Consider the following 20,611-nt stretch of genomic DNA (forward strand, 5'->3'; position numbering starts at 1 on the left):
CCTTTGAGTTTCAATCTTGCGACCGTACTCCCCAGGCGGGACACTTAACGCGTTAGCTACGGCACTGACCGGGTCGATACGGCCAACACCTAGTGTCCATCGTTTACGGCTAGGACTACTGGGGTATCTAATCCCATTCGCTCCCCTAGCTTTCGTACTTCAGCGTCAGTTGAGACCCAGCAGGACGCTTTCGCCACTGGTGTTCTTCCAGATATCTACGCATTTCACCGCTACACCTGGAATTCCTCCTGCCCCTATCTCTCTCTAGTCTTACAGTTTCCATTGCCTTCCCAAGGTTAAGCCTCAGTCTTTGACAACAGACTTATTAAACAGCCTACGTACGCTTTACGCCCAATAATTCCGGATAACGCTTGCATCCTCCGTCTTACCGCGGCTGCTGGCACGGAGTTAGCCGATGCTTATTCGTTAGGTACCGTCATTATCTTCCCTAACAAAAGAGGTTTACAATCCACAGACCTTCGTCCCTCACGCGGTATTGCTCCGTCAGGCTTTCGCCCATTGCGGAAAATTCCCCACTGCTGCCTCCCGTAGGAGTCTGGGCCGTGTCTCAGTCCCAGTGTGACTGGTCATCCTCTCAGACCAGTTACCGATCGTTGCCATGGTGTGCCGTTACCACTCCATCTAGCTAATCGGACGCAAGCTCATCTACAGATGATAAATCTTTCACCCGAAGGCATATCCGGTATTAGCAGTCGTTTCCAACTGTTGTCCCGAGTCTGTAGGTAGATTCTTACGCGTTACTCACCCGTCCGCCACTATCTCCGAAGAGACCGTTCGACTTGCATGTGTTAAGCATACCGCCAGCGTTCATCCTGAGCCAGGATCAAACTCTCCATGGTACTTTCCCTTTCTATCGGTCGTCTCTCGACTCCCTCTCTACTCGGTTAAGTTTTTTACCTTTCGGTTTGACTTTTTTAAGCTTTTCGCTTATCCTGTCGGATATCCTAGTTACCAGATTACTCTGTTATCCTAGTCCTTGTTTTTATTTCTTTGACGAGGTTTATTGCTTTCTTAAAGCTTTCAAACTATTTAGTTGTCTAGGTTCTTGGCTCTCCCTTTCGGGTCAGGTTTGCTTCGCTCTCGCTCCGCTTTCCCTTCAGCGCTTTATTAAGTTAACCTGTTTAAATTGCTTTGTCAACCCCTTCTTTGAAGTTTCTTGTGCATGGGCTTCTTTGTTATTCGTCAATTCTGCTCTCAGTAAAGATCCTGTGGCAGAAAATTTTTTGGAGGTTATCTCTGAAGTCTTAGGCAACATTTAATTTCAAGACATTATTTTTACTAATATTTCATCAAACTAAAGCAGTCAGAATGTTTTTGGAGTAAAACTTTACGATCAAGGCAATTTTGGCTGTTGTTTCTCTTGAAAGACTTGGTAATACTCTGTATTCTCTTGTGCTTCTTAAAAAAGGCGTTAAACCGCAAGGACTAGATGGGTGAAATGTAGTCTCTTTAATCTTTGCGGCTTAACTGAGTTGTAGAGCTATTTGGCGACTATATATGGCGAGTTGATGGGTTGAGCTTTGCCAGATCGCACTAGAGCTTGATAAATAAGGGCGGCAACTTCAGCTCTGGTTGCAGGCTGGTTGGGGTTGAGGGTGCTGAGAGTGGGGTAGTTGACGACTAGGCGATTTTCGGTGGCGGCGGCGATGCTGTTTTTGGCATAGTTGGGAATGGCGGCGGAGTCTGAGTAAGTATTTAAAATATTTGCGGCTGGTTGTGTGGGGTTGTAGTTAAAGCCGTTAGCGAGGGCAACTAGGATTTGGACGCGGGAGATATTTTCGCTGGGTTTGAAGAGGTTATTGGGATAGCCAGACATAAAGCCGATGGTATGGGCTTTTTGGATGGCTGGGGCTGCCCAAAAGTTGGTGGGTATGTCAGCGAAGTTGATGCTGGCTCGGATGGGGGCTTTGTCGATCGCTTGGTTGAGCATGGCGGCAAACTGCGCTCTGGTGACGGGGGCGTTGGGCTTAAAGCTGCCGTCAGGAAAGCCTTTGATGATGTTGCGAGATGCTAACTCTTGGATAAATGCTTGCGCCCAGTAGTTGGATGGGACATCACTAAAGGAGATATTAGCAATGGGGTTGATGGGGGTGTTAGGGGGGGCGATCGGGTTGGTGGGTTGGGTAATTTCTATGGAGCCTTGGGTGCGTTTGGGATCAATTTGGTTCCCGATCGCCACCACAGTCACACCAGAGGCGTTGTTAATGTCTGTTTGTTTATTGTCTTGGAAAATATTTTGCCCAGGACTAGCAGTAGTACCGAGGTTGACCGTTGGCTGCCCATTGCGATCTTTGAGGATCACCAACCCATTTTCTTGATTGTTAGCAATTAGGTTATTGCGAACTGTGGGAGTTGAGAGGTTGGAGATCACGATGCCGCCGCGATTGTTGACGATGCGATTGGCGATGACGGCAACTTGAGATTTCTGCCCGATCGCCAGGCCGAAGCCTGTGTTGTCGAAGGTGTTGTTTTGGATTTGTCCAGTGCTAGTGCCGAGGGCGGAAATACCGTTAGCGCCATTTTGGGTAAAAACATTGTTGCTGACATTAGCGGAGACATCACCTGTGAGAAAAACGCCATCGTGGGTGGATTTGGCAAAGATATTATTGGTAATGGTGACGTTCTTGGCTGATTCTAGCCAGAGGGCATAGCCTCTAGGGTTGCTGTTAGTAAGGGTAATGCCTTCTATGGTTGTATTGTTACTTGCCAACATGGCGATGTTTTGAGGGGCAAAGGTGGGACTGACGAAGCGATCGCCGCCTGAAATCACGACATTTAGCCCCTGATTGGCGGGATTGCCGCGTAGGGTGACACCTGCGGGAATGATGAGGGGGAATTTTTCGCCTGTGGTGGCGGTGTAGTTGCCTTCGGCTAGCTGGATCACGGCTCCTGCTTGCGGGTTACGGGCGATCGCCGCAGTAATTGATCGGAGCGCTTGATCGGCAGATAGCCCTGAGTTAGAGTCTGAGCCATTGGGAGAAACGAAAATAATTGTATTAGCTTGGGCGATCCTTAGACTTGAGGAAGGCTGAAATTTAGCACTAGGCTCAGTTGAATTAGAGTTCTGGGCGATCGCCAAATCACTGGGGATCGCCCCTTGAGGGATACCCAAAATAAATACAAGCGCAAAACCCAAATATTTTCGTGAAAATGTGATTGATGGTGTCATAGGTTGATCCTTTACAATTGATCTGATGGTAAATCTTATTTTTTGATTTTAATTTTTAAGTTTTTGGGCTGTCGATTCTGACGAAACCCCACATGAATAGTTTCTGGCAAGTTGCGCCAACAAGCTCCAAGAAGTTTTTAGACGATTTTCTAAACACTGCTTTACAACCATTAACGAAAATGTAATAACACTTTTGTGAATTAAAATCTAAACCCAGTCGGGTTTATTGAATTGAAAAATGGAGTAACCATTTTTAGTTTTGTAATAATTTATACATTGCATTGATTGAGGTGTCTGTGAGTTTACTTCCTGTCCCATCGCATATTCACTATGAATTATTATTACAACTGCTGGAGAGACAGACTTTGCCTGCCTTGCACAATGAAATGCGACAACCGCATTTAACTACCAAACTCAATGCTTCTAGGGAGCATTTACAATCAGCAATCATTAATTTGCGTAAGGCTTTTGCTTTGCAAAAACAGGTTGAGGAGATGTGTGAGTATCATGGTATTGAAATCTCTTATAGATGGTCTTTAAGTGAGACTGAGCAGGAAATGGGGAAGTCTTTGAAAGAAATTTCCAGCCCACCAGCGCAGATATCAGACGCATAGCTCACAACATTTACCGCCGCAAGTTAAAAATACCGCAAGTCAAAAAGTCTTTGATTGCAGAGGTATTTAAGACGGCAACGTATGGGAGATTGTGTGTATGGGTTTAGAATTGTATCGAAATCGTTACAATATCTTGGGTGGTATTTGGAAAATATCGCCCTCTCTAAACTGTCCTCTAGAAGGTCACTTGAAAAAGCCCATGACACAAACAACATCTTCATCTTCATCAATATTTTCACGATCTGACTGGCAAAAAGGGTATGAGTCTCTTCGGGCTGAGCAGAGCTATTGGATTGACAATATCGAGGGAGAGATTCCTTCAGGACTAGAAGGCACATTATTTCGTAATGGACCTGGGCTGTTTGATATCAACGGGGAGCAGTATGGACATCCCTTTGATGGTGATGGTATGGTTTGCGCGATCGCTTTCCGTGAGGGTAAAGCCAAGTTTACCAATCAATATGTCAAAACCCCTGAGTTTTTAGCGGAGCAGAGGGCGGGTAAGATTCTGTATCGCGGCGTATTCGGTACGCAAAAAGCAGGCGGATGGCTCAGCAATATATTTGATTTACGCAATAAAAATGTTGCTAATACCAATGTGGTATATCAAGGCGGCAAACTGTTGGCACTGTGGGAAGCAGCGCGTCCCTATGCGTTAAATCCCGAAAATCTGGATACTTTGGGCTTGGAAAGTTTTGATGGCAAGTTGGATGCGGGCAAGGTATTTACGGCGCATCCAAGGCGGGACGATCGCACAGGGGATCTTTGGGCTTTTGGGGTGCAGCCAGGACCGAAGTCAAAAATTGCTATTTATCAGGTCAATGAATCTGGTGAACTATTTACAGAGTCGGAAGTTCAAGTTTCTGGGTTTTGCTTTTTACATGATTTTGCCTATACGCCCAACTATCGCATTTTTATGCAAAATCCTGTTTCCTTTAAGCCACTGCCCTTTATTTTAGGTTTGGCAACGGCGGGGGGATGTATTGAACTTAAACCTAATACGCCCAGCCAGTTTTTAATTATCGATCGCCAAGGTAATTTGCAAACTTTGGACACCGACCCCTGTTTTGTTTTCCATCATTGCAATGCCTATGAACAGGGGGATGAAATTATTGTCGATTCGGTTTGCTATCCTGATTATCCTAAATTAGAAGCAAATACTGATTTTCGCGAAATTGATTTTGATAAGGTGATTGCAGGGCAGCTATGGCGCTTTACGATTAGTCTCAAACTTGGCAAGGTCAGTCGGGAGCTAATCTTGGAAAGATCCTGTGAGTTTCCTGTGGTGCATCCCCGTTGTGTGGGGCAGCCCTATCGCTATGCTTATATCGGTGCGATCGCCAAGGAATCAGGTAATGCGCCATTGCAGGCGATCGCCAAGGTAGATATGCAGACGGGCAAACAAGAGTTTCACAGTTTTGCCCCAAGAGGGTTTATTAGTGAACCCATTTTTGTACCATGCGATCCATCGCCAGATAGCGCTGAGGATCATGGCTGGGTGTTGACATTGGTGTTTGATGCGGCACACAATCGCTCTGACTTAGTAATTCTTGATGCTCAAAATATTGCTGGTAAACCACTTGCGGTTTTGCACCTGAAGCATCATGTCCCCTATGGACTGCATGGGAGCTTTACACGAGAAGTATTTTAAACAAAAGCTGGCGATATTCGCCAGCTCTTGTTTTTAATCGCCTTTTTAATCACCATTTAGCTGCAAAATTGCCATAAATGCGGCTTGCGGCACTTCCACAGTACCAATGGACTTCATGCGCTTTTTGCCCTTTTTCTGCTTTTCTAAGAGCTTTTTCTTACGAGAGATATCGCCGCCATAGCACTTACTCAAAACATTTTTGCGAAGTGCCGAAATATTTTCCCTGGCCAAAATTTTAGAGCCGATCGCTGCTTGGATGGGGATTTGGAACTGCTGCTTGGGAATTAATTCGCGGAGCTTAGAAACTAGGGCACGACCAACGTTATAGGATTTATCACGATGGACGATGCAGGCTAGAGCATCTACGGGTTCCTCATTGACCAAGATATCCACTAGCACCAGATCATTGGGGCGATAGCCGATTACTTGATATTCCATGCTGGCATAACCCTTTGTCCGTGACTTCATTTGATCGAAGAAATCCGTCACCATTTCTGCCAGTGGCAACTCATAAATGAGGGTGGCGCGTTCGGTGGTGATGTAGCGGGTATCCACAAATACACCGCGCCTTGCTACACAAAGCTCCATCAATGTACCGATATAGATCTGCGGGGTCATGATCTCTAGCTTGACGTAAGGCTCTTCGATCAATTTCCGTGAATTGGGGGGCGGTAACTCACTGGGGTTATCCACCATTAAAATTTCATCGTCATTGGTAGTTATGCGATAGATTACCGATGGAGCCGTAACGATGAGATCAAGGTTATATTCACGCTCAAGACGCTCCTGCACAATTTCCATATGCAGCATTCCTAAGAAACCGCAGCGAAAGCCAAATCCCATGGCATTAGAGGTTTCTGGCTCATAGTTGAGCGCGGCATCATTGAGTTTGAGTTTGGTGAGTGCTTCGCGCAGATCCTCAAATTGATCGGCATCGGTGGGAAACATCCCGCAAAATACCATCGGCTTTGCTTCTTCATAACCAGGGAAAGGCTCTGGAGCTGGGGCGATCGCACTGGTAATCGTATCGCCCACCCGTGCATGGGCAACGGTCTTGATGGCGGCGGCTAAGTAACCGACCTCACCCGCGTGCAGTTCGTCAACTTGGATCTGTCCAGGGGCAAGGATGCCCAACTCATCGATCACATATTCCTGTGCCGAAGCCATAAACTTAACGCGATCGCCCTTTTTTAGCGTGCCATCCATCACCCGAAAATAGACGATTACCCCACGATAGGCATCGTAATAACTGTCAAAAATCAAAGCGCGTAAAGGTTGATCAACAGTGTCTTTTGGGGGCGGCACTTTAGACACGATCGCCTCAAGGATCTCGCGAATGCCAATCCCTTCCTTTGCCGAAGCATGGATTGCCTCTGAGCAGTCCAATCCAATTAGCTCCTCTATTTCACGGGCAATGCGCTCGGGATCGGCTCCTGGCAGATCAATCTTATTTAATACAGGCACAATCTCCAGATCGTTAGCAAGGGCGAGATACACATTGGCAAGGGTCTGTGCCTCCACACCTTGGGACGCATCTACAACCAGCAACGCCCCTTCACAGGCAGCCAAACTGCGCGATACCTCATAGGAAAAGTCCACATGACCTGGGGTATCAATTAAATTAATTGTATATTCTTGACCATCAAGGGCAGCATATTTCATGCGCGCCGCCTGCAACTTGATCGTAATGCCCCTTTCTCGCTCCAGATCCATATTGTCGAGAAATTGTGCTTTCATGTCACGATCCGCCACCGTGCCTGTAAATTGCAGCAGGCGATCGGCAAGGGTGGATTTGCCATGATCGATATGGGCAATGATCGAAAAGTTGCGAATACGAGAAACGGGTACGTTGGTCATAAAATCAAAAGGCTGCTTGAGGATTTGAATCCTACATTAAAGTAGATCATGTAAATAAGTGTAACAATTCCAATAACTGGGTAGAGGTTGTATTTGCTTAATATTTAATTAATATTTAATTAATATTTTTGACGCTTTGTTGAATTTTTTAAAGTTTGAAGACATTGCAAATCTTTAAAGACTATAGAAGGCTAGACAGCCTAGATTAGAGCATTTCAGGAAATACTTGCTGCTAATCACTTAGCGATCGCTTACAAATATCACAAATAAGCTTAACCTTTGAGAATTGGTATAAGGGCAGAAAACTGTAATTACGATAAAGATATATTCTCAAATCTTCTCAAAAATTCTGTTTGGGGTTAATCTACAAGAGCTAGTAAACTGATTAATATTTTGCCAAAGTTAGGTTGGCTAGATTTTTTAATCTACTAATCCTACTAGGTACGATGGGTAATAATAGCTATAGTAGTTTTATTGCTAATTTTGTATCTAGCTTGATCACTGGGTTAAGCTTAAAATTTTGGGCTTAATTTTTTAGGCTCAAGCCCTAAACCTAACTTGCTAACCAATTCCACAGGATTAGCGATGCGCTTCTACGATTAACTATGGTCAATGTAATTCAGTCAATGTAATTCAACCTAGCAAAAGATAGGAAGCAACTTCTATGTAAATTTTAAATTTTCGTATCCAACAGTTTCGCAGGGCAGAGTAAGCAATGAGTATAAGCAATCGAGTTCGGCTTTATGAACTGTCACGAGAGCTAGATCTAGACACCAAAGATATAATCGCGGTGTGTGAGCAGCTAAATATCGTGGTCAAGAGTCATAGTAGTACGATTACTGAATCGGAGGCAGCCTTGGTACGCACCAATGCTCCTCATCCCCAGTCAAAGAGCAACGAGTCTAAATCTGCGGACAAACCCGATAAAAAAGTGGCGATCGCCCCTAAATATAAGGAGTCTGAGGCACGTACTGCTAAGCAGCAAATTCTTGCGGTCAGCAAGCCCACGATTAGACTTGCATCACCACCTGCGGCGATCGCCAAAGAATCCAACATCTCTGCACCGATGACTCCGCCCATGGCGGTTGTTCAGCCTAGTCCAGAAAACTCCTCTAGTCCCATTACTGTTAATCCTTCCCTCTCGCCCATGCCTCCTGCTGCTTCTCTAGTTTCTCCCCCCGACCGTCCTGCTGTAAATAACAGCACAATATCCGAATCTGTTACTACATCCAACACTGAATTGACTACAGCTACCCCATTGATATCACCAATTCCTCCTGCTGCCCCTGCGGAAAATCTGCCTGCTCAACCCGAGACGAAACTTGCCAGCCCACCGATGATGCCCAAAGTGCCATCACGCTCAGTCAACAATGGAATTAGTAATGCTAATCGTCCGTCTGATGAGAGAAATGGTCAGGCACAAAAAACTGCTCCCTTTGTCAAGGACAGCCCCAAAGAAATTGTTAAAGATCATGGAAAAGAGCCAAGCAAGGACATTAAAGATCAGTCCCAACATCATGAAACGTCAAAGGCTGAGCGTTCTAATACGAGCAAACAATCCTTGATGAGTGTGTCCCCGCCCGCCAATGTCAAGTTGGCTAAGCCCAATGCCCCAGATCGACCTAAACCGCCAGTACCTCCAGCCGCCAAACCTCTAGTTGCCCCAAAGCCGCCAATGGCAAAGGGTGGCGGTGATGCTAAGGGGAAGCTTCCACCACGCACGGCTCATAGCGAACCAACAAGTGAGGCGATCGCCCCCAAACCAGAAAATAGGCTAGAGCCAAAAGTTGAGGGTCGTCAGCCTACCCCTAAACCTTCACGCCCAGAACGTCCCAAGCTCAATAAACCTGCGGAACCTGTCAGCGCCGCGCCTGTAGGCGGCAAACCTCAGGGCAGGGGTCCAAAGTTAGTCAAGGACTCGGTACTAATCGAGCGCGGCATTACTGCCCCAACGGAACCTCCACATAACCTCCGTCCGCCGATGCCAACCTTGCTCCGCGCCCCCGAAAAACCTGTGATTGCCGATCGCAGTGTCAAAAAGCCTGAGTCGCCCAGTGGTTTTGCACCGCCTGTGTTACCAGATCTCTTAGAAAAGCCCACCCTTCCTGGTAAGGGCGGTAAACGCAAAGGCAAATCCAAGGAAGAAGAAGAAAAGGATTTGATGGAGTTGCGTGAAAAGAATCGCTTGAATAAACCCAAACGATACTTACGGGAGTTTGATGATGATGATGATGATGATGGGACTGATGGGACTGGAGACCAAGCGCCGATCAGTCTATCCTTAGCGCGTCCTTCAGCACCTCCTAAGGCGATAGCCATGCCTTCAAAGCCAACCATGGCGGCGGACATCAAACCCACCCAAAAACCGAAAAAATCTGCACCAAACCGCGATCGCCGCAATCAACAGGTGGAAGTCGTCATCGAAAAGCCTACCTCCGTGGAAATCGAAGAGGGCATGACTGTGGCAGTTTTGGCAAAACGTCTAGTTTTGTCTGAGACAGAGGTAATCCGCACCCTGTTTATGAAGGGGATCATGGCAAATATCAACCAAACCCTTGATGTTGGTACTGCCAAGATGGTTGCTACCGAACTAGGCTATGAAGTGCATGACCCTGAAGTAGTGGAATTAGCACTAAAGACGGAAATGATTGAGGTTAGCGACCTCGATAAACTACAGCGCCGTCCGCCTGTAGTAACAATCATGGGTCACGTTGACCATGGTAAAACCACCTTGCTTGATGCCATCCGTAAGAGTAAAGTGGCTCAAGGCGAAGCAGGGGGCATCACCCAACATATTGGTGCATACCATGTCGATGTCGAGCATAATGGCGAGAAGCAACAGATTGTCTTTTTGGATACCCCCGGACACGAAGCCTTTACCGCCATGCGGGCGCGAGGTACGAAGGTTACAGACATTGCGGTTTTGGTAGTTGCTGCCGATGATGGCGTTCAACCCCAGACCATTGAGGCGATTAGTCACGCCAGAGCCGCAAAAGTGCCGATCGTGGTTGCCATTAACAAAGTTGACAAGATTGAGGCACAACCCGATCGCATCCGCCAAGAGCTAACAGAGTACTCTCTAGTTGCGGAAGAATGGGGCGGTGACACGATCATGGTTCCCGTCAGTGCAATTAAGCGCGAAAACCTTGACACCCTGCTAGAAATGATCCTACTGGTGGCTGAGGTTGAAGACTTGCAAGCCAATCCTAACCGTACCGCTAAGGGAACCGTCATTGAGGCACACTTGGACAAGGCGAAGGGACCAGTAGCAACGCTATTAGTCCAAAACGGTACTTTACGGGTGGGCGATGTATTTGTGGCAGGAGCCGCCTTTGGTAAAGTACGTGCCATGGTTGACGATCGCGGTGTGCGTGTGGACAAAGCATCGCCATCCTTTGCGGTGGAAGTCCTCGGACTCGGTGATGTCCCTGCGGCAGGTGATGAGTTTGAAGTCTATCTAGACGAAAAACAAGCAAGGGCGATCGCTGATCAACGCACGATGGATCAACGTCAAACTCGCTTGATTCAAGCAATGGCTTCCCGCCGAGTCACCCTTGGTACGCTTTCAGAGAAAGTCAAGGAAGGCGATCTCAAGGAGTTAAACATTATCCTCAAAGCCGATGTCCAAGGCTCACTCGAAGCAATTTTGGGTGCATTAGCCCAATTGCCACAGCGCGAAGTGCAACTTCGCATTCTCCTATCTGCCCCAGGAGAAATTACCGAAAACGACATTAGCCTCGCGGCAGCAAGCTCGGCAGTTGTCCTTGGGTTTAATACCACGATGGCTCCTGGCGCAAGACAGGCTGCTGATGAAATGGGTGTTGACTTCCGTGATTACAACGTTATTTACAAGCTGTTGGAAGATATCCAAGATGCGATGGAAGGCTTACTTGATCCTGAGATGGTTGAGGAATATCTCGGTCAAGCCGAAGTACGCGCCATCTTTACCATTGGTAAGGGTGCTGTCGCAGGTTGTTATGTTCAGAACGGCAAGCTAGTTCGTAATTGCAATGTCCGAATTAAACGCGGTAATGAAATTGTCCATACTGGTGTATTGGAATCTCTGCGAAGGGTTAAGGATGATGCCAAAGAGGTCGCCTCTGGATTTGAGTGCGGTATATCCTTGGGCAAATTCTCTACATGGAAAGAGAATGATGTTATCGAAGCCTTCCGCATGGTAACGAAGCGGCGAACTCTCGCTACGTCCTAAGTTAAAAAAGCGCCCTCATAGGGCGCTTTTTCTTTAGACTATTCACCATCAGATTTCCAAGCGATCGCCTTGCTGATCTGCGGATCGGGTAACTTGCGCGTAATTACGGCGGCGGCAAGAACTAAAGCCGTTGATACCCAGAGACATCCCACTAAACCTGCAAACTGATAAACTAATCCCGATAACACCGTCCCTGCTAAGCGTCCGCCTGAATTTGCCATGTAATAGAAGCCAACATTTAGAGCAACTTTGTCATCGTCAGTGAAGGCGAGAACGAGATAGGAATGTACCGATGAGTTAAAGGCAAAGACGACACCGAAAATTAGTAAGCCACTGATAATAACTAGATTAGGCGAGAGATTTAATTGTAGGGCGATCGCAATTAACACAGGAACAGCAATTAGGGAAGTTGTCCAAAATCGCACAGTTTGCGATCGCGGCGGTTGTCCAGAACCAAAGCGCTTGATCAATGTCGGTGCAAGGGATTGAATCAGACCATAGCCAATCACCCAACAGGCGAGAAATCCACCAACTTGATAAAACGACCAACCTAAAACACTTCGCAAAAATACAGGCAATCCCACTACAAACCACACGTCTCTAGAGCCAAAGAGAAAGAATCTGGCTGCTGATAGAAGATTGATTTCGGGACTTTTAGAAAAGAGTTGCTTAAATTTGACCTTGGCTTTGATTTTGCCCATTCCCTTGGGTAGGAATAAACCTGTGAACAAGAGCAGGAATAAACCTCCCGCCATAATCCATAGGGAATTAACAAATCCACATAATCCTAACAATGCACTACCAATAAAAAAGCCCACGCCTTTAAGTGCATTTTTAGAACCTGTGAGAATAGCAACCCATTTGAATAAAGCCGATTGAGCGTCTTGTGGTACGACAAGGCGAATTGCACTTTTGGTACTCATCTTCGTCAAGTCTTTAGCAATTCCTGAAAAAGCTTGGGCGATCATCACATAGAGAACTGCTAACCACTGCGCCCATTCAGGATTGAGGAAAGATAACATTATCAGCGAGAATATCTGTAAACCAATCCCTGTATAAAGCGTAACTTTTAGTCCTAATTGTGAGCCAATCCATCCGCCTAAAAAGTTGGTAACGACTCCAAAGACTTCATAGAATAGAAATAGCGAAGCAATTTGAATGGGGGTATAGCCAATATTGTTGAAATACAGCAATACCAATAGCCGCAATGCCCCATCAGTAATCGTAAACCCCCAATAGGTGAGGGTGACAAGCACATAGTTTTTGAAGTTCGCTTGGGATGCAGTTGAGGAGTTCATAGTTTGTTTTTAAATCGACACAGCCACTTTTCTCGCCAATTCCGCCATGCGACAGGAATAGCCCCACTCGTTGTCATACCAAGCAAGAATCTTGACCTGAGTGCCATCGACAACCATTGTCGAAAGGGCATCAATAATGGACGATCGCGGATCATCTTTGTAATCAATAGAAACTAAGGGACGTTCTTCATAACCTAAAATTCCGTTAAGCGCACCTTCAGAAGCAGCCTTTAATAATCCATTTACTTCGTCAATTGTGGTTTCTCTTTCTACTTCAAACACACAATCCGTAAGCGAAGCATTCAGTAAAGGCACACGCACGGCTAGTCCATTTAGCTTGCCCTTGAGTTCGGGATAGATCATGGCGATCGCGGTTGCCGATCCTGTGGTGGTGGGAATTAGGGACAAAGCGGAAGCTCTGGCGCGACGTAGGTCTTTGTGCGGTGCATCAACGAGGGTTTGCGTATTCGTATTGTCATGAATCGTGGTAATCACACCATGCTTAATTCCTAAACCTTCATGGATAACTTTTACCACAGGCGCAAGACAGTTAGTAGTACAAGATGCCGCCGTGAGAATATGATGCTGGGCGGGATCGTAAAGATGATCGTTAATACCCATGACAATATTTAGCGCTTCTTCCTTCACAGGAGCCGCAACGATGACTTTCTTTACGTCTTGGCTGAAATAGGGATTTAGGGTTTCGGGGGTGCGGAATTTGCCTGAACATTCCAATACGATATCAACGCCTAAGTCTTGCCAGTTGACCAATTCGGGCTTGGCATATTCGCTAAAACTGAGGGATTGCTGATCAATTTGGATGCGATCGCCTTCTAATCGCACATCCTGTTGCCAACGTCCATGTACCGAGTCAAACGTAAGTAAATGCGCGGCAGCTTCTGCGCCACCCTTGATTTCATTAATATGCACAAATTCTAATTCGGGAAAGCCCCAAGCAGCACGCAGCACCAATCTGCCAATTCTGCCAAAGCCATTAATACCAACGCGCACAGCCATAGATTATCTAAAGGTTAAGTATATTTTAAATATTGATTAAGACAAATATTTATGATAATCAATATATCTATCTTGGCTGTATTTGGGGGAGTCTGTCAACCCAAAAGTATGACAGCGATATATGACAGTCATTGCCGATCAAACAAATCCAAAAGAAGAAACAGAAATCTAGGTATAGCTGCAATACTAAAATAGTGAAGTTTTTTTGCTAAAGGGTTAATCGCGATAAAATGATAGACTGTGCATAATAGCCCCATCAATCTTCAGCTTGCGCCAACGCAAAAGGCATGATGCCCCATCCTATCTACTTAACGAAATCCGATCTCAAAACTGCTCGCAGTTGCTCCACCAAGCTGTATTACAAAAAGTTGGGATATCCTGCGGGCGATCGCGTTGATGGTTACACCAGAATTTTGGCTGACGGCAACTTCATTATCCATAAAATTGCTCATCTCTTTTACCCAGAAGGCATTTATATTGACGCACACCTCAATTCTGAAGAATCATTAATTGCCTCCGCCCAAACTACACTCAACTATCTACAACAGGAAAATGTGGTTTTATTTGAGCCAGTACTTTATGCAGACCATAAATTGGCAAGGGCAGATATCTTAGTTAAACAAGGCGATCGCCTTGAAATTATTGAAGTACGATCAAAACTATTTGATAGCAAAGCCCATCAAGATTTGATCAATTATCGTAATTCATCGCTATTTCGCAATAAAAGAACGGGCAAGGTAGGGGGCGAATGGAGAAGCATTATCGAAGATGTTGCCTATCAGGTGGGAATTCTCCAAGAGATGTTGAACTTGCATCTTCCTGAGCAAACATTTACAATCCATCCTTACTTATTAGCGCCCGATCGCCACAAAACCACCAATATTGATCACCTCGCTTCCTATTTTCAAATTCAACGTACTATCAATCATCGCAACTCCCTTTCCAAATTTAATGGTGCGATAGTTAACTTCACTGGTGACATTCAAGAGATTCGTAATGATCAGTTTTTGACAAAGGTGGATATTGATACAGAAGTGCAAGAACTAGTTGCAGGAACAATTGCAGAAGCACAAAAATATATTTCTTATCTCATGGAGCAGTCGCCAGAAATATTCGCACCCATCAGCAAAAAATGTAAGGGTTGCGAATATCGTGCCAGCGATCGTGATGATCGGGACGGATTTCGCGAATGTTGGGGCAAATTGGCTGATGAAGAGTTTCATATTCTCGATCTCTATCAAATGGGACGCATTGGCGGCAATGACACACCTCTAGTCAATGAACTAATCAAGCAGCAAAAGGTGAGTATGTTTGATGTTCCCTTAGAAGAACTAAATGACTATACCTATAGCTATCGGCAACTGATTCAGATCGAATACACCCAAAAAAATCACGAATGGATTTCTGAACATCTACCCAAAATCGTTAAACAAATTGAATATCCCCTGCATTTTATCGATTTTGAAACCTCACGCATGGCAATTCCATACCGCGCAGGAATGCAGCCCTATGAGCAGGTGGCTTTTCAATGGAGTTGCCACACACTCACAGCCCCTGATGCCATGCCAGTTCAATCTCAATGGCTTAATCTTGATCATACTTTCCCAAACTTCCAATTTGCCGAATCGCTAATGGCTCATCTTGAAAGCTTTGGCACAAATGATGGCACGATTATGACATGGGCAACCCATGAAAATAGCGTTTTGCGAGATATCTATTATCAAATGCAAAATTATGATTACCAAAATCCACAATTACAATCATGGTTGGCGAATACAGCGAAGTTGGGCAATCGCGGGCGATCGCGCTTAGTCGACATGAACGATCTGACCCTCAAACATTACTTCCATCCTTTAATGAAGGGGCGAACTTCTCTCAAATGCGTATTACCCGCGATCTGGAAGACTAATAACTATTTGCATTCCATTCCTTGGTTTCAAGAATACTATCAAGAAGTTGATGGACAAATTCTCAATCCCTACGATGTTCTACCTAAGTTACAGATTGGGGAATATGTCCATGTGGTCAATGAGGGGGCAGGGGCAATGCTAGCTTACCAAGATCTAATGTATGGTGAATCGCGGCGATCGCCTCAAACTCTAGAGAACCATTCACAGCGATCGCAATGGCAAGAACTGCTCTATCAGTATTGTCGTCTCGACACTATGGCAATGGTGATCATCTGGACACATTGGCGCAAACTGACTGCATAAATACTGACTGCATATTAAACCTAAAACCAGAGATTGTTCCGCCCGCGTAGCGGGCGGAACAATCTCTTCAGTTTTGAGTTTATTTATGCCTAGCTACTTAAAATAGGAGTAATTCACAAAGGCTAGAGTCTACGGCCATGATGGTTCACCATCTATTCTCGTGGAAACTAAGCGCAATTCGGGGGGGATGGCATCGGTTGAGTCATCAAATTCTAAAAGCGTTTCTCTTGTTGGCAAATACCCAGACTCAGCGAATGAAATCAGCATTCGCTGTAAGGCAATCCAGACCTCAGATTCATATTCCCAATCATAACGAGAGTTTGCTCGACCCGCAATCGATCGCAGCGCCCAAAAGTAACTATTACGCACGATTGCACCCTGTTTGTTGTATTTGGGTACATCCTCACGATGGATAAATAAAACTTCGTTATCAATTTTGACGCGCATGATGGCAATAGAATTTGATTTCTGAGCTAAATTCCCCTGCCCTCCAAAAGGGCAATTGTAGGAGTTGTTTGGAAATATTCATACATATTCATAGATATAGCGCTTTTCGCTGACTTAAAATCCGAAATTTCTTTAAAAGCGGCACTCCGTAATACTTTCAAGAATATTATTAGGCTTTGAGTAGGCGCAAAGCGTTGTAATGCAATAAATAGTAGTAAATGTTACCTCTAAATTAGGTATTATTATTTACTTACAGCAATTGCCGAGCAAACAATCCATAAGAAAATTTCTGAGCATCGCCGCGAAGCGCCGTTTTCAAAAATCACCTTAGTCTGGGTTTGAGCGCCAAACGCTGTAACAATAATTGTGGTCAAGGCAAATTGATAGCCTTCCCGCTTTCTTGGCTCACCATGCGTCTCCCTATGCAATGAACGACGATATCCGCGATCGCGAACAGCTAACACCCGCTAAAACTCCAGAGATACCTAAAGAGGCTGCTCAGTCTCCTCTAGTTTTGGTCGTAGACGATGATATGTTTATGCGAAAAATCTTAGTGAGATATCTAGAGCGCGATAACTATAGGGTCGTTGAGGCTGCGGATGGCATGGAAGCCCTCGAAGTATACAGCAAGAATTTACCCGATATGATCTTGCTAGATGCAATGATGCCAATCATGGACGGATTTGAATGCTGTGAAAGGTTGCATCAATTACCTCACGGCGATCATATACCCATTTTAATAATTACGGCTTTAGATGATCGTGAATCTGTCGACCACGCCTACGATGTTGGCGCATCAGACTATGTAACTAAGCCAATCCATTGGGCTGTACTGCGCCAAAGGGTTCGCCGCCTCCTAGAGCAAGCAAATCTAAGGCAGCAACTAGAGGCCGCCAACCGACAGTTAGAGGTCTTGGTGCAAGAGTTACATCGTCTTGTGTCTATTGATGGACTCACCCAAGTATCCAGCCGCCGTTGCTTTGATGAATATATTGAACAGGAATGTCGGCGATCGCTAAGGGAACAGCAGCCGATCTCATTGATCTTGTGTGATATTGACTTTTTTAAAAATTACAACGACAACTACGGACATCAAGCAGGAGATGAATGTTTAAAGCAAGTTGCACAGACTATTAGCCAAGCCACCAATCGTTCGGCGGACATGGTGGCTCGCTATGGTGGTGAAGAATTTGCGATCGTCTTACCCAATACCGATACAAAGGGGAGCATCAATGTGGCAATTCGAGTCAATCAGTTGGTACAGTCTTTGGCACTTCCCCATGCCTATTCTGCGGTTGCTCCTAATATCACCATTAGCTGCGGAGTCGCCACGATCTTGCCTACAGAAACCATCCAAGCCACAGATTTGATCAAAGCGGCAGACCTTGCACTGTACAATGCCAAAGCGAATGGGCGCAACTGCGTCAAGTTTAATGAGCAAACCCAGGTCGAAACTTAAAAATACGAAAATGTACAGTTTCTGCTTGCGTACAGATCATGCTAAGTTGACCACTATGCTTTAACCCAATTCACAAATCATTTATAAATCCTTTACAATTCTATGGAATGGCATATTACAGACGCGCAAAGCTTAGCGATTATTGATCAGGAGTTTGGTGAGCATTCATTTTCTCCTGCGGAGTATGAAATTGTGCGTCAGGTAATCTATGTAACTGCGGATTTTGATTACAAACATTTAGTGAGATTTTCAGAACAGGCTTTACAGGCAGGAGCCACCGCCCTTGCCACTCGTGCCACAATCATTGTGGATACACCTACTGTGCAGGCGGCGATTTTTGCCCAGATTTGCGATACTTTTGCGAATCCCATTTATTGTGGGGTGGAAGCGATCACACGTCCTCAAAAGGGTAAAACCCAAGCCGCTTGGGGGATTGAGACCCTAGCCAAACGCTATCCCGAAGCGATTTTTGTGATTGGTGAATCGCAACCAGCCCTAGCAACCCTAGTGGATTTAATTGAGAATGGTGATGCCAGACCCGCCCTAGTCATTGGCACACCTACGGGGTTTGTGGACATTGATGTATTGAAGTCGCGGTTAAATGATGCGTTAATTCCAAATATTCGGGTGGATGGGCGCAAGGGGAGTGCGATCGCGGCGGCAGCGATTTTTAACTCCCTAGTGCGGCTGTCATGGCAAGCCTATGGCAGTCAATAATGGTTGAAAGCATTGTCAGACAAGATGTCTGACCCACAAGCAAAGAATTTCTGTGGAATGGGCATCTCGCCCGTTGATTATTAAAGCTTGTTAGCAAGTTGTTAATAACTTGTTGGTAAATTGTTAGTAAATCAGGTTTTAAGACCAAATAATTCCTGTTAAATTTGTCTCATTGGTGATCATGCCTTCGGTAAAGGCATCGGCAAGCTTGGACTTGTTTAAGTTCGCCTTATAAAAATTGACGCGGCTGAGATCGGAACCCTGTAAATTTGCGCCAGTAAGATCGGCTTCGCTGAGGTCAGCATCACAGAGACTAGCGCCATAGAGGCTGGCATAGGAGAGATCTACTTCCAATAGCATCGCCCTATTTAGATTTGCACCATTGAGACTAGCGCGACTGAGATCGGCACGATGCAGAATACTTTCGATCAAGGTTGCGCCAAATAATCTTGCATCCCGCAAAATCGCTTCACTAAGATCAGCGCGATTTAGTTTTGTTTTGCCCATGTTCGCGCCTGTGAGTTTAGCGCGGGGCAGTTTTGCCTTATTTAAAATTGCGCCGTATAGATTTACTCCATAGAGCATCGCGTCACTCAGATTTGCCTCGCTGAGATCCGCCTCCCCCAAGTCTGCCCCACTAAAATTTGCACCCACGAGGGTAGATCGATAAAGCTTTGCCCCATTGAGATCAGCGCCATTGAGTTTTGCCCTACTCAAATTTGCGCCATAAAAACTAGATTCATTGAGATTGGCTCCACTCAGATTAGCGTCACTCAAGTCAATTCCATTCATATCACTTTTGCTAAGATTAATTCCCGCAAAATTCCGCCGACCTGCATGGTAACTATTAATTACTTCATTGACTTCCATTTTATTTTTAACAGATAAATCGTAATTACAGGGGGATAAATTTAATCGAGTTACGAAAAAGACTAAATTAAATATAAGCAAATACAGCAATTCGCTAACCCTAGAGTTAGTAAACTGCTGCATTACCAAGTTGCCAATCAGTGAATTTTACCAAGATTAATCATTGATTAATCATTAATAACTTATCGATAGATACCATTATTAAAGCGATCGTCTCCTTCATTGAAGATAGATTCTAATTCTGTAACAGTAAAGTTGTCAAAGTTAGCTAGGAGAGTTTCTTTTTGGCGATCACTCAATCCAGGAATGTCTAGTACATCTTCGACTTTCTTGTAAGGAGCATTCTGAATAATCTTTCTTGCCAATGTGGGGTATAAACCTGGATACATTTGAAATGCACGGACATTGGTATTATTTAAATCAATTTTTTTGCCAAATTCAACACCTAACTTTGCATCGGCTCTATTCTGCCTTTCAATAGCGATTAAATATGGTGTGTTAACGTTAAGAATGGATGCATTCGCAGTCGAAGGCATTCCCAAACAGCTAAACATTAGGCTAATCGTTATAAACAAACATACTAATTGTTTCATGATTTTTTACTTCTTAGGGGAAATAGATGGTCTCTAAAAACAATGCTTGGAATTTTAGCATCTGTCAAGAAAAAACGTCAATACATTCCTCTGCGTAAGGACTAAAAGCAGTTATTTAGAGTGATTTATACTCTAAATTATACTCTAAATTATTATCCTTGTTCGTTTAACTCAACTTCCATAGCTTCGAGAATCTCTTGTTCTTGGATAACAAAATCTTCTTCGCTAATATCACCCAAATCGAACTTTAATTGTAAAGTAGTAAGACGTTTTTGAAGATTTTCCTTTTGTTCTAATTCTGTGGTCGCTCGCTCTTCGATCTGTTCTGCAATCCAGAGCAGTCCATCAAGAGGTGAGGTAAGTAATTGCCATAACATATAAAATTTTCCTTTTGATTTGTGATTACTTGATTTGTGATTACTTGGTTTGTGATTACTTGGTTTGAAAAAGATAAAATGGCTTAGCTACTTTACAA

General features: G+C 44.9%; 14 protein-coding genes and 1 rRNA gene (1 of these 15 only partly in view). 6 read left to right on the forward strand and 9 right to left on the reverse strand.

Annotated elements, in window-relative coordinates:
* Positions 1–860, reverse strand: a 16S ribosomal RNA gene (locus H6F44_RS00265); it reaches 626 nt to the left of the window's first position.
* A 641-nt stretch (positions 861–1,501) separates the two neighbouring features.
* A complete protein-coding gene (locus H6F44_RS00270) occupies positions 1,502–3,190 on the reverse strand; it encodes an S-layer homology domain-containing protein (protein WP_190348913.1) in 1,689 nt (562 codons plus the stop codon).
* Positions 3,191–3,486: 296 nt separating this feature from the next.
* Between H6F44_RS00270 and H6F44_RS00275 the strand changes: the two genes are divergently transcribed.
* Together H6F44_RS00275 and H6F44_RS00280 are read left to right on the forward strand one after the other, a co-directional pair.
* Positions 3,487–3,804, forward strand: coding sequence for a DUF5340 family protein (locus H6F44_RS00275; protein WP_190348914.1), 318 nt, complete (start codon positions 3,487–3,489; stop codon positions 3,802–3,804).
* Between the two features lie 199 nt (positions 3,805–4,003).
* Positions 4,004–5,455, forward strand: coding sequence for a carotenoid oxygenase family protein (locus H6F44_RS00280; protein ID WP_190349018.1), 1,452 nt, complete (start codon positions 4,004–4,006; stop codon positions 5,453–5,455).
* Between the two features lie 45 nt (positions 5,456–5,500).
* Here the strand turns inward: H6F44_RS00280 and lepA are convergent, their stop codons facing one another.
* On the reverse strand, positions 5,501–7,312 hold the full coding sequence (gene lepA / locus H6F44_RS00285; protein ID WP_190348915.1) for a translation elongation factor 4: 1,812 nt from the start codon (positions 7,310–7,312) through the stop codon (positions 5,501–5,503).
* Between the two features lie 715 nt (positions 7,313–8,027).
* Between lepA and infB the strand changes: the two genes are divergently transcribed.
* Positions 8,028–11,522 carry a translation initiation factor IF-2 gene (infB, locus tag H6F44_RS00290; RefSeq protein ID WP_190348916.1) on the forward strand — a complete coding sequence of 1,165 codons (3,495 nt, stop codon included), beginning with the start codon at positions 8,028–8,030 and terminating at the stop codon, positions 11,520–11,522.
* A gap of 38 nt (positions 11,523–11,560) precedes the next feature.
* Here infB and arsJ read toward each other — a convergent pair whose 3' ends face one another.
* Positions 11,561–12,820: an organoarsenical effux MFS transporter ArsJ gene (arsJ, locus tag H6F44_RS00295; protein ID WP_190348917.1), complete on the reverse strand. Its 1,260-nt coding sequence runs from the start codon at positions 12,818–12,820 to the stop codon at positions 11,561–11,563.
* 9 nt (positions 12,821–12,829) lie between these two features.
* Positions 12,830–13,837 (reverse strand): ArsJ-associated glyceraldehyde-3-phosphate dehydrogenase, encoded by a 1,008-nt coding sequence (locus tag H6F44_RS00300; RefSeq protein WP_190348918.1) that lies wholly within the window; start codon positions 13,835–13,837, stop codon positions 12,830–12,832.
* Between the two features lie 290 nt (positions 13,838–14,127).
* Between H6F44_RS00300 and H6F44_RS00305 the strand changes: the two genes are divergently transcribed.
* Positions 14,128–16,050 carry a DUF2779 domain-containing protein gene (locus H6F44_RS00305; RefSeq protein WP_190348919.1) on the forward strand — a complete coding sequence of 641 codons (1,923 nt, stop codon included), beginning with the start codon at positions 14,128–14,130 and terminating at the stop codon, positions 16,048–16,050.
* 129 nt (positions 16,051–16,179) lie between these two features.
* Here H6F44_RS00305 and H6F44_RS00310 read toward each other — a convergent pair whose 3' ends face one another.
* A complete protein-coding gene (locus H6F44_RS00310; RefSeq protein WP_190348920.1) occupies positions 16,180–16,497 on the reverse strand; it encodes a hypothetical protein in 318 nt (105 codons plus the stop codon).
* Positions 16,498–16,924: 427 nt separating this feature from the next.
* Between H6F44_RS00310 and H6F44_RS00315 the strand changes: the two genes are divergently transcribed.
* Both H6F44_RS00315 and H6F44_RS00320 read left to right on the forward strand, forming a co-directional pair.
* The gene (locus H6F44_RS00315) at positions 16,925–17,956 is read left to right on the forward strand and encodes a response regulator (RefSeq protein ID WP_190348921.1); all 1,032 of its coding nucleotides are present in this window, start codon (positions 16,925–16,927) and stop codon (positions 17,954–17,956) included.
* A 102-nt stretch (positions 17,957–18,058) separates the two neighbouring features.
* Complete coding sequence (locus H6F44_RS00320) at positions 18,059–18,673, forward strand: precorrin-8X methylmutase (RefSeq protein WP_190348922.1); 615 nt, start codon at positions 18,059–18,061, stop codon at positions 18,671–18,673.
* Between the two features lie 138 nt (positions 18,674–18,811).
* Here the strand turns inward: H6F44_RS00320 and H6F44_RS00325 are convergent, their stop codons facing one another.
* From H6F44_RS00325 to H6F44_RS00335, 3 genes are all read right to left on the reverse strand, one after another.
* Positions 18,812–19,543 carry a pentapeptide repeat-containing protein gene (locus tag H6F44_RS00325; RefSeq protein ID WP_190348923.1) on the reverse strand — a complete coding sequence of 244 codons (732 nt, stop codon included), beginning with the start codon at positions 19,541–19,543 and terminating at the stop codon, positions 18,812–18,814.
* Between the two features lie 182 nt (positions 19,544–19,725).
* Entirely contained in the window at positions 19,726–20,136 is a 411-nt protein-coding gene (gene psbU, locus H6F44_RS00330; protein ID WP_190348924.1) for a photosystem II complex extrinsic protein PsbU, read from the reverse strand.
* A 152-nt stretch (positions 20,137–20,288) separates the two neighbouring features.
* Positions 20,289–20,513 carry a gas vesicle protein GvpG gene (locus H6F44_RS00335; RefSeq protein WP_190348925.1) on the reverse strand — a complete coding sequence of 75 codons (225 nt, stop codon included), beginning with the start codon at positions 20,511–20,513 and terminating at the stop codon, positions 20,289–20,291.
* Positions 20,514–20,611: the final 98 nt, after the last annotated feature.

It is taken from the genome of Pseudanabaena cinerea FACHB-1277 (genome assembly GCF_014696345.1).
GTDB classification, from domain to species: domain Bacteria; phylum Cyanobacteriota; class Cyanobacteriia; order Pseudanabaenales; family Pseudanabaenaceae; genus Pseudanabaena; species Pseudanabaena cinerea.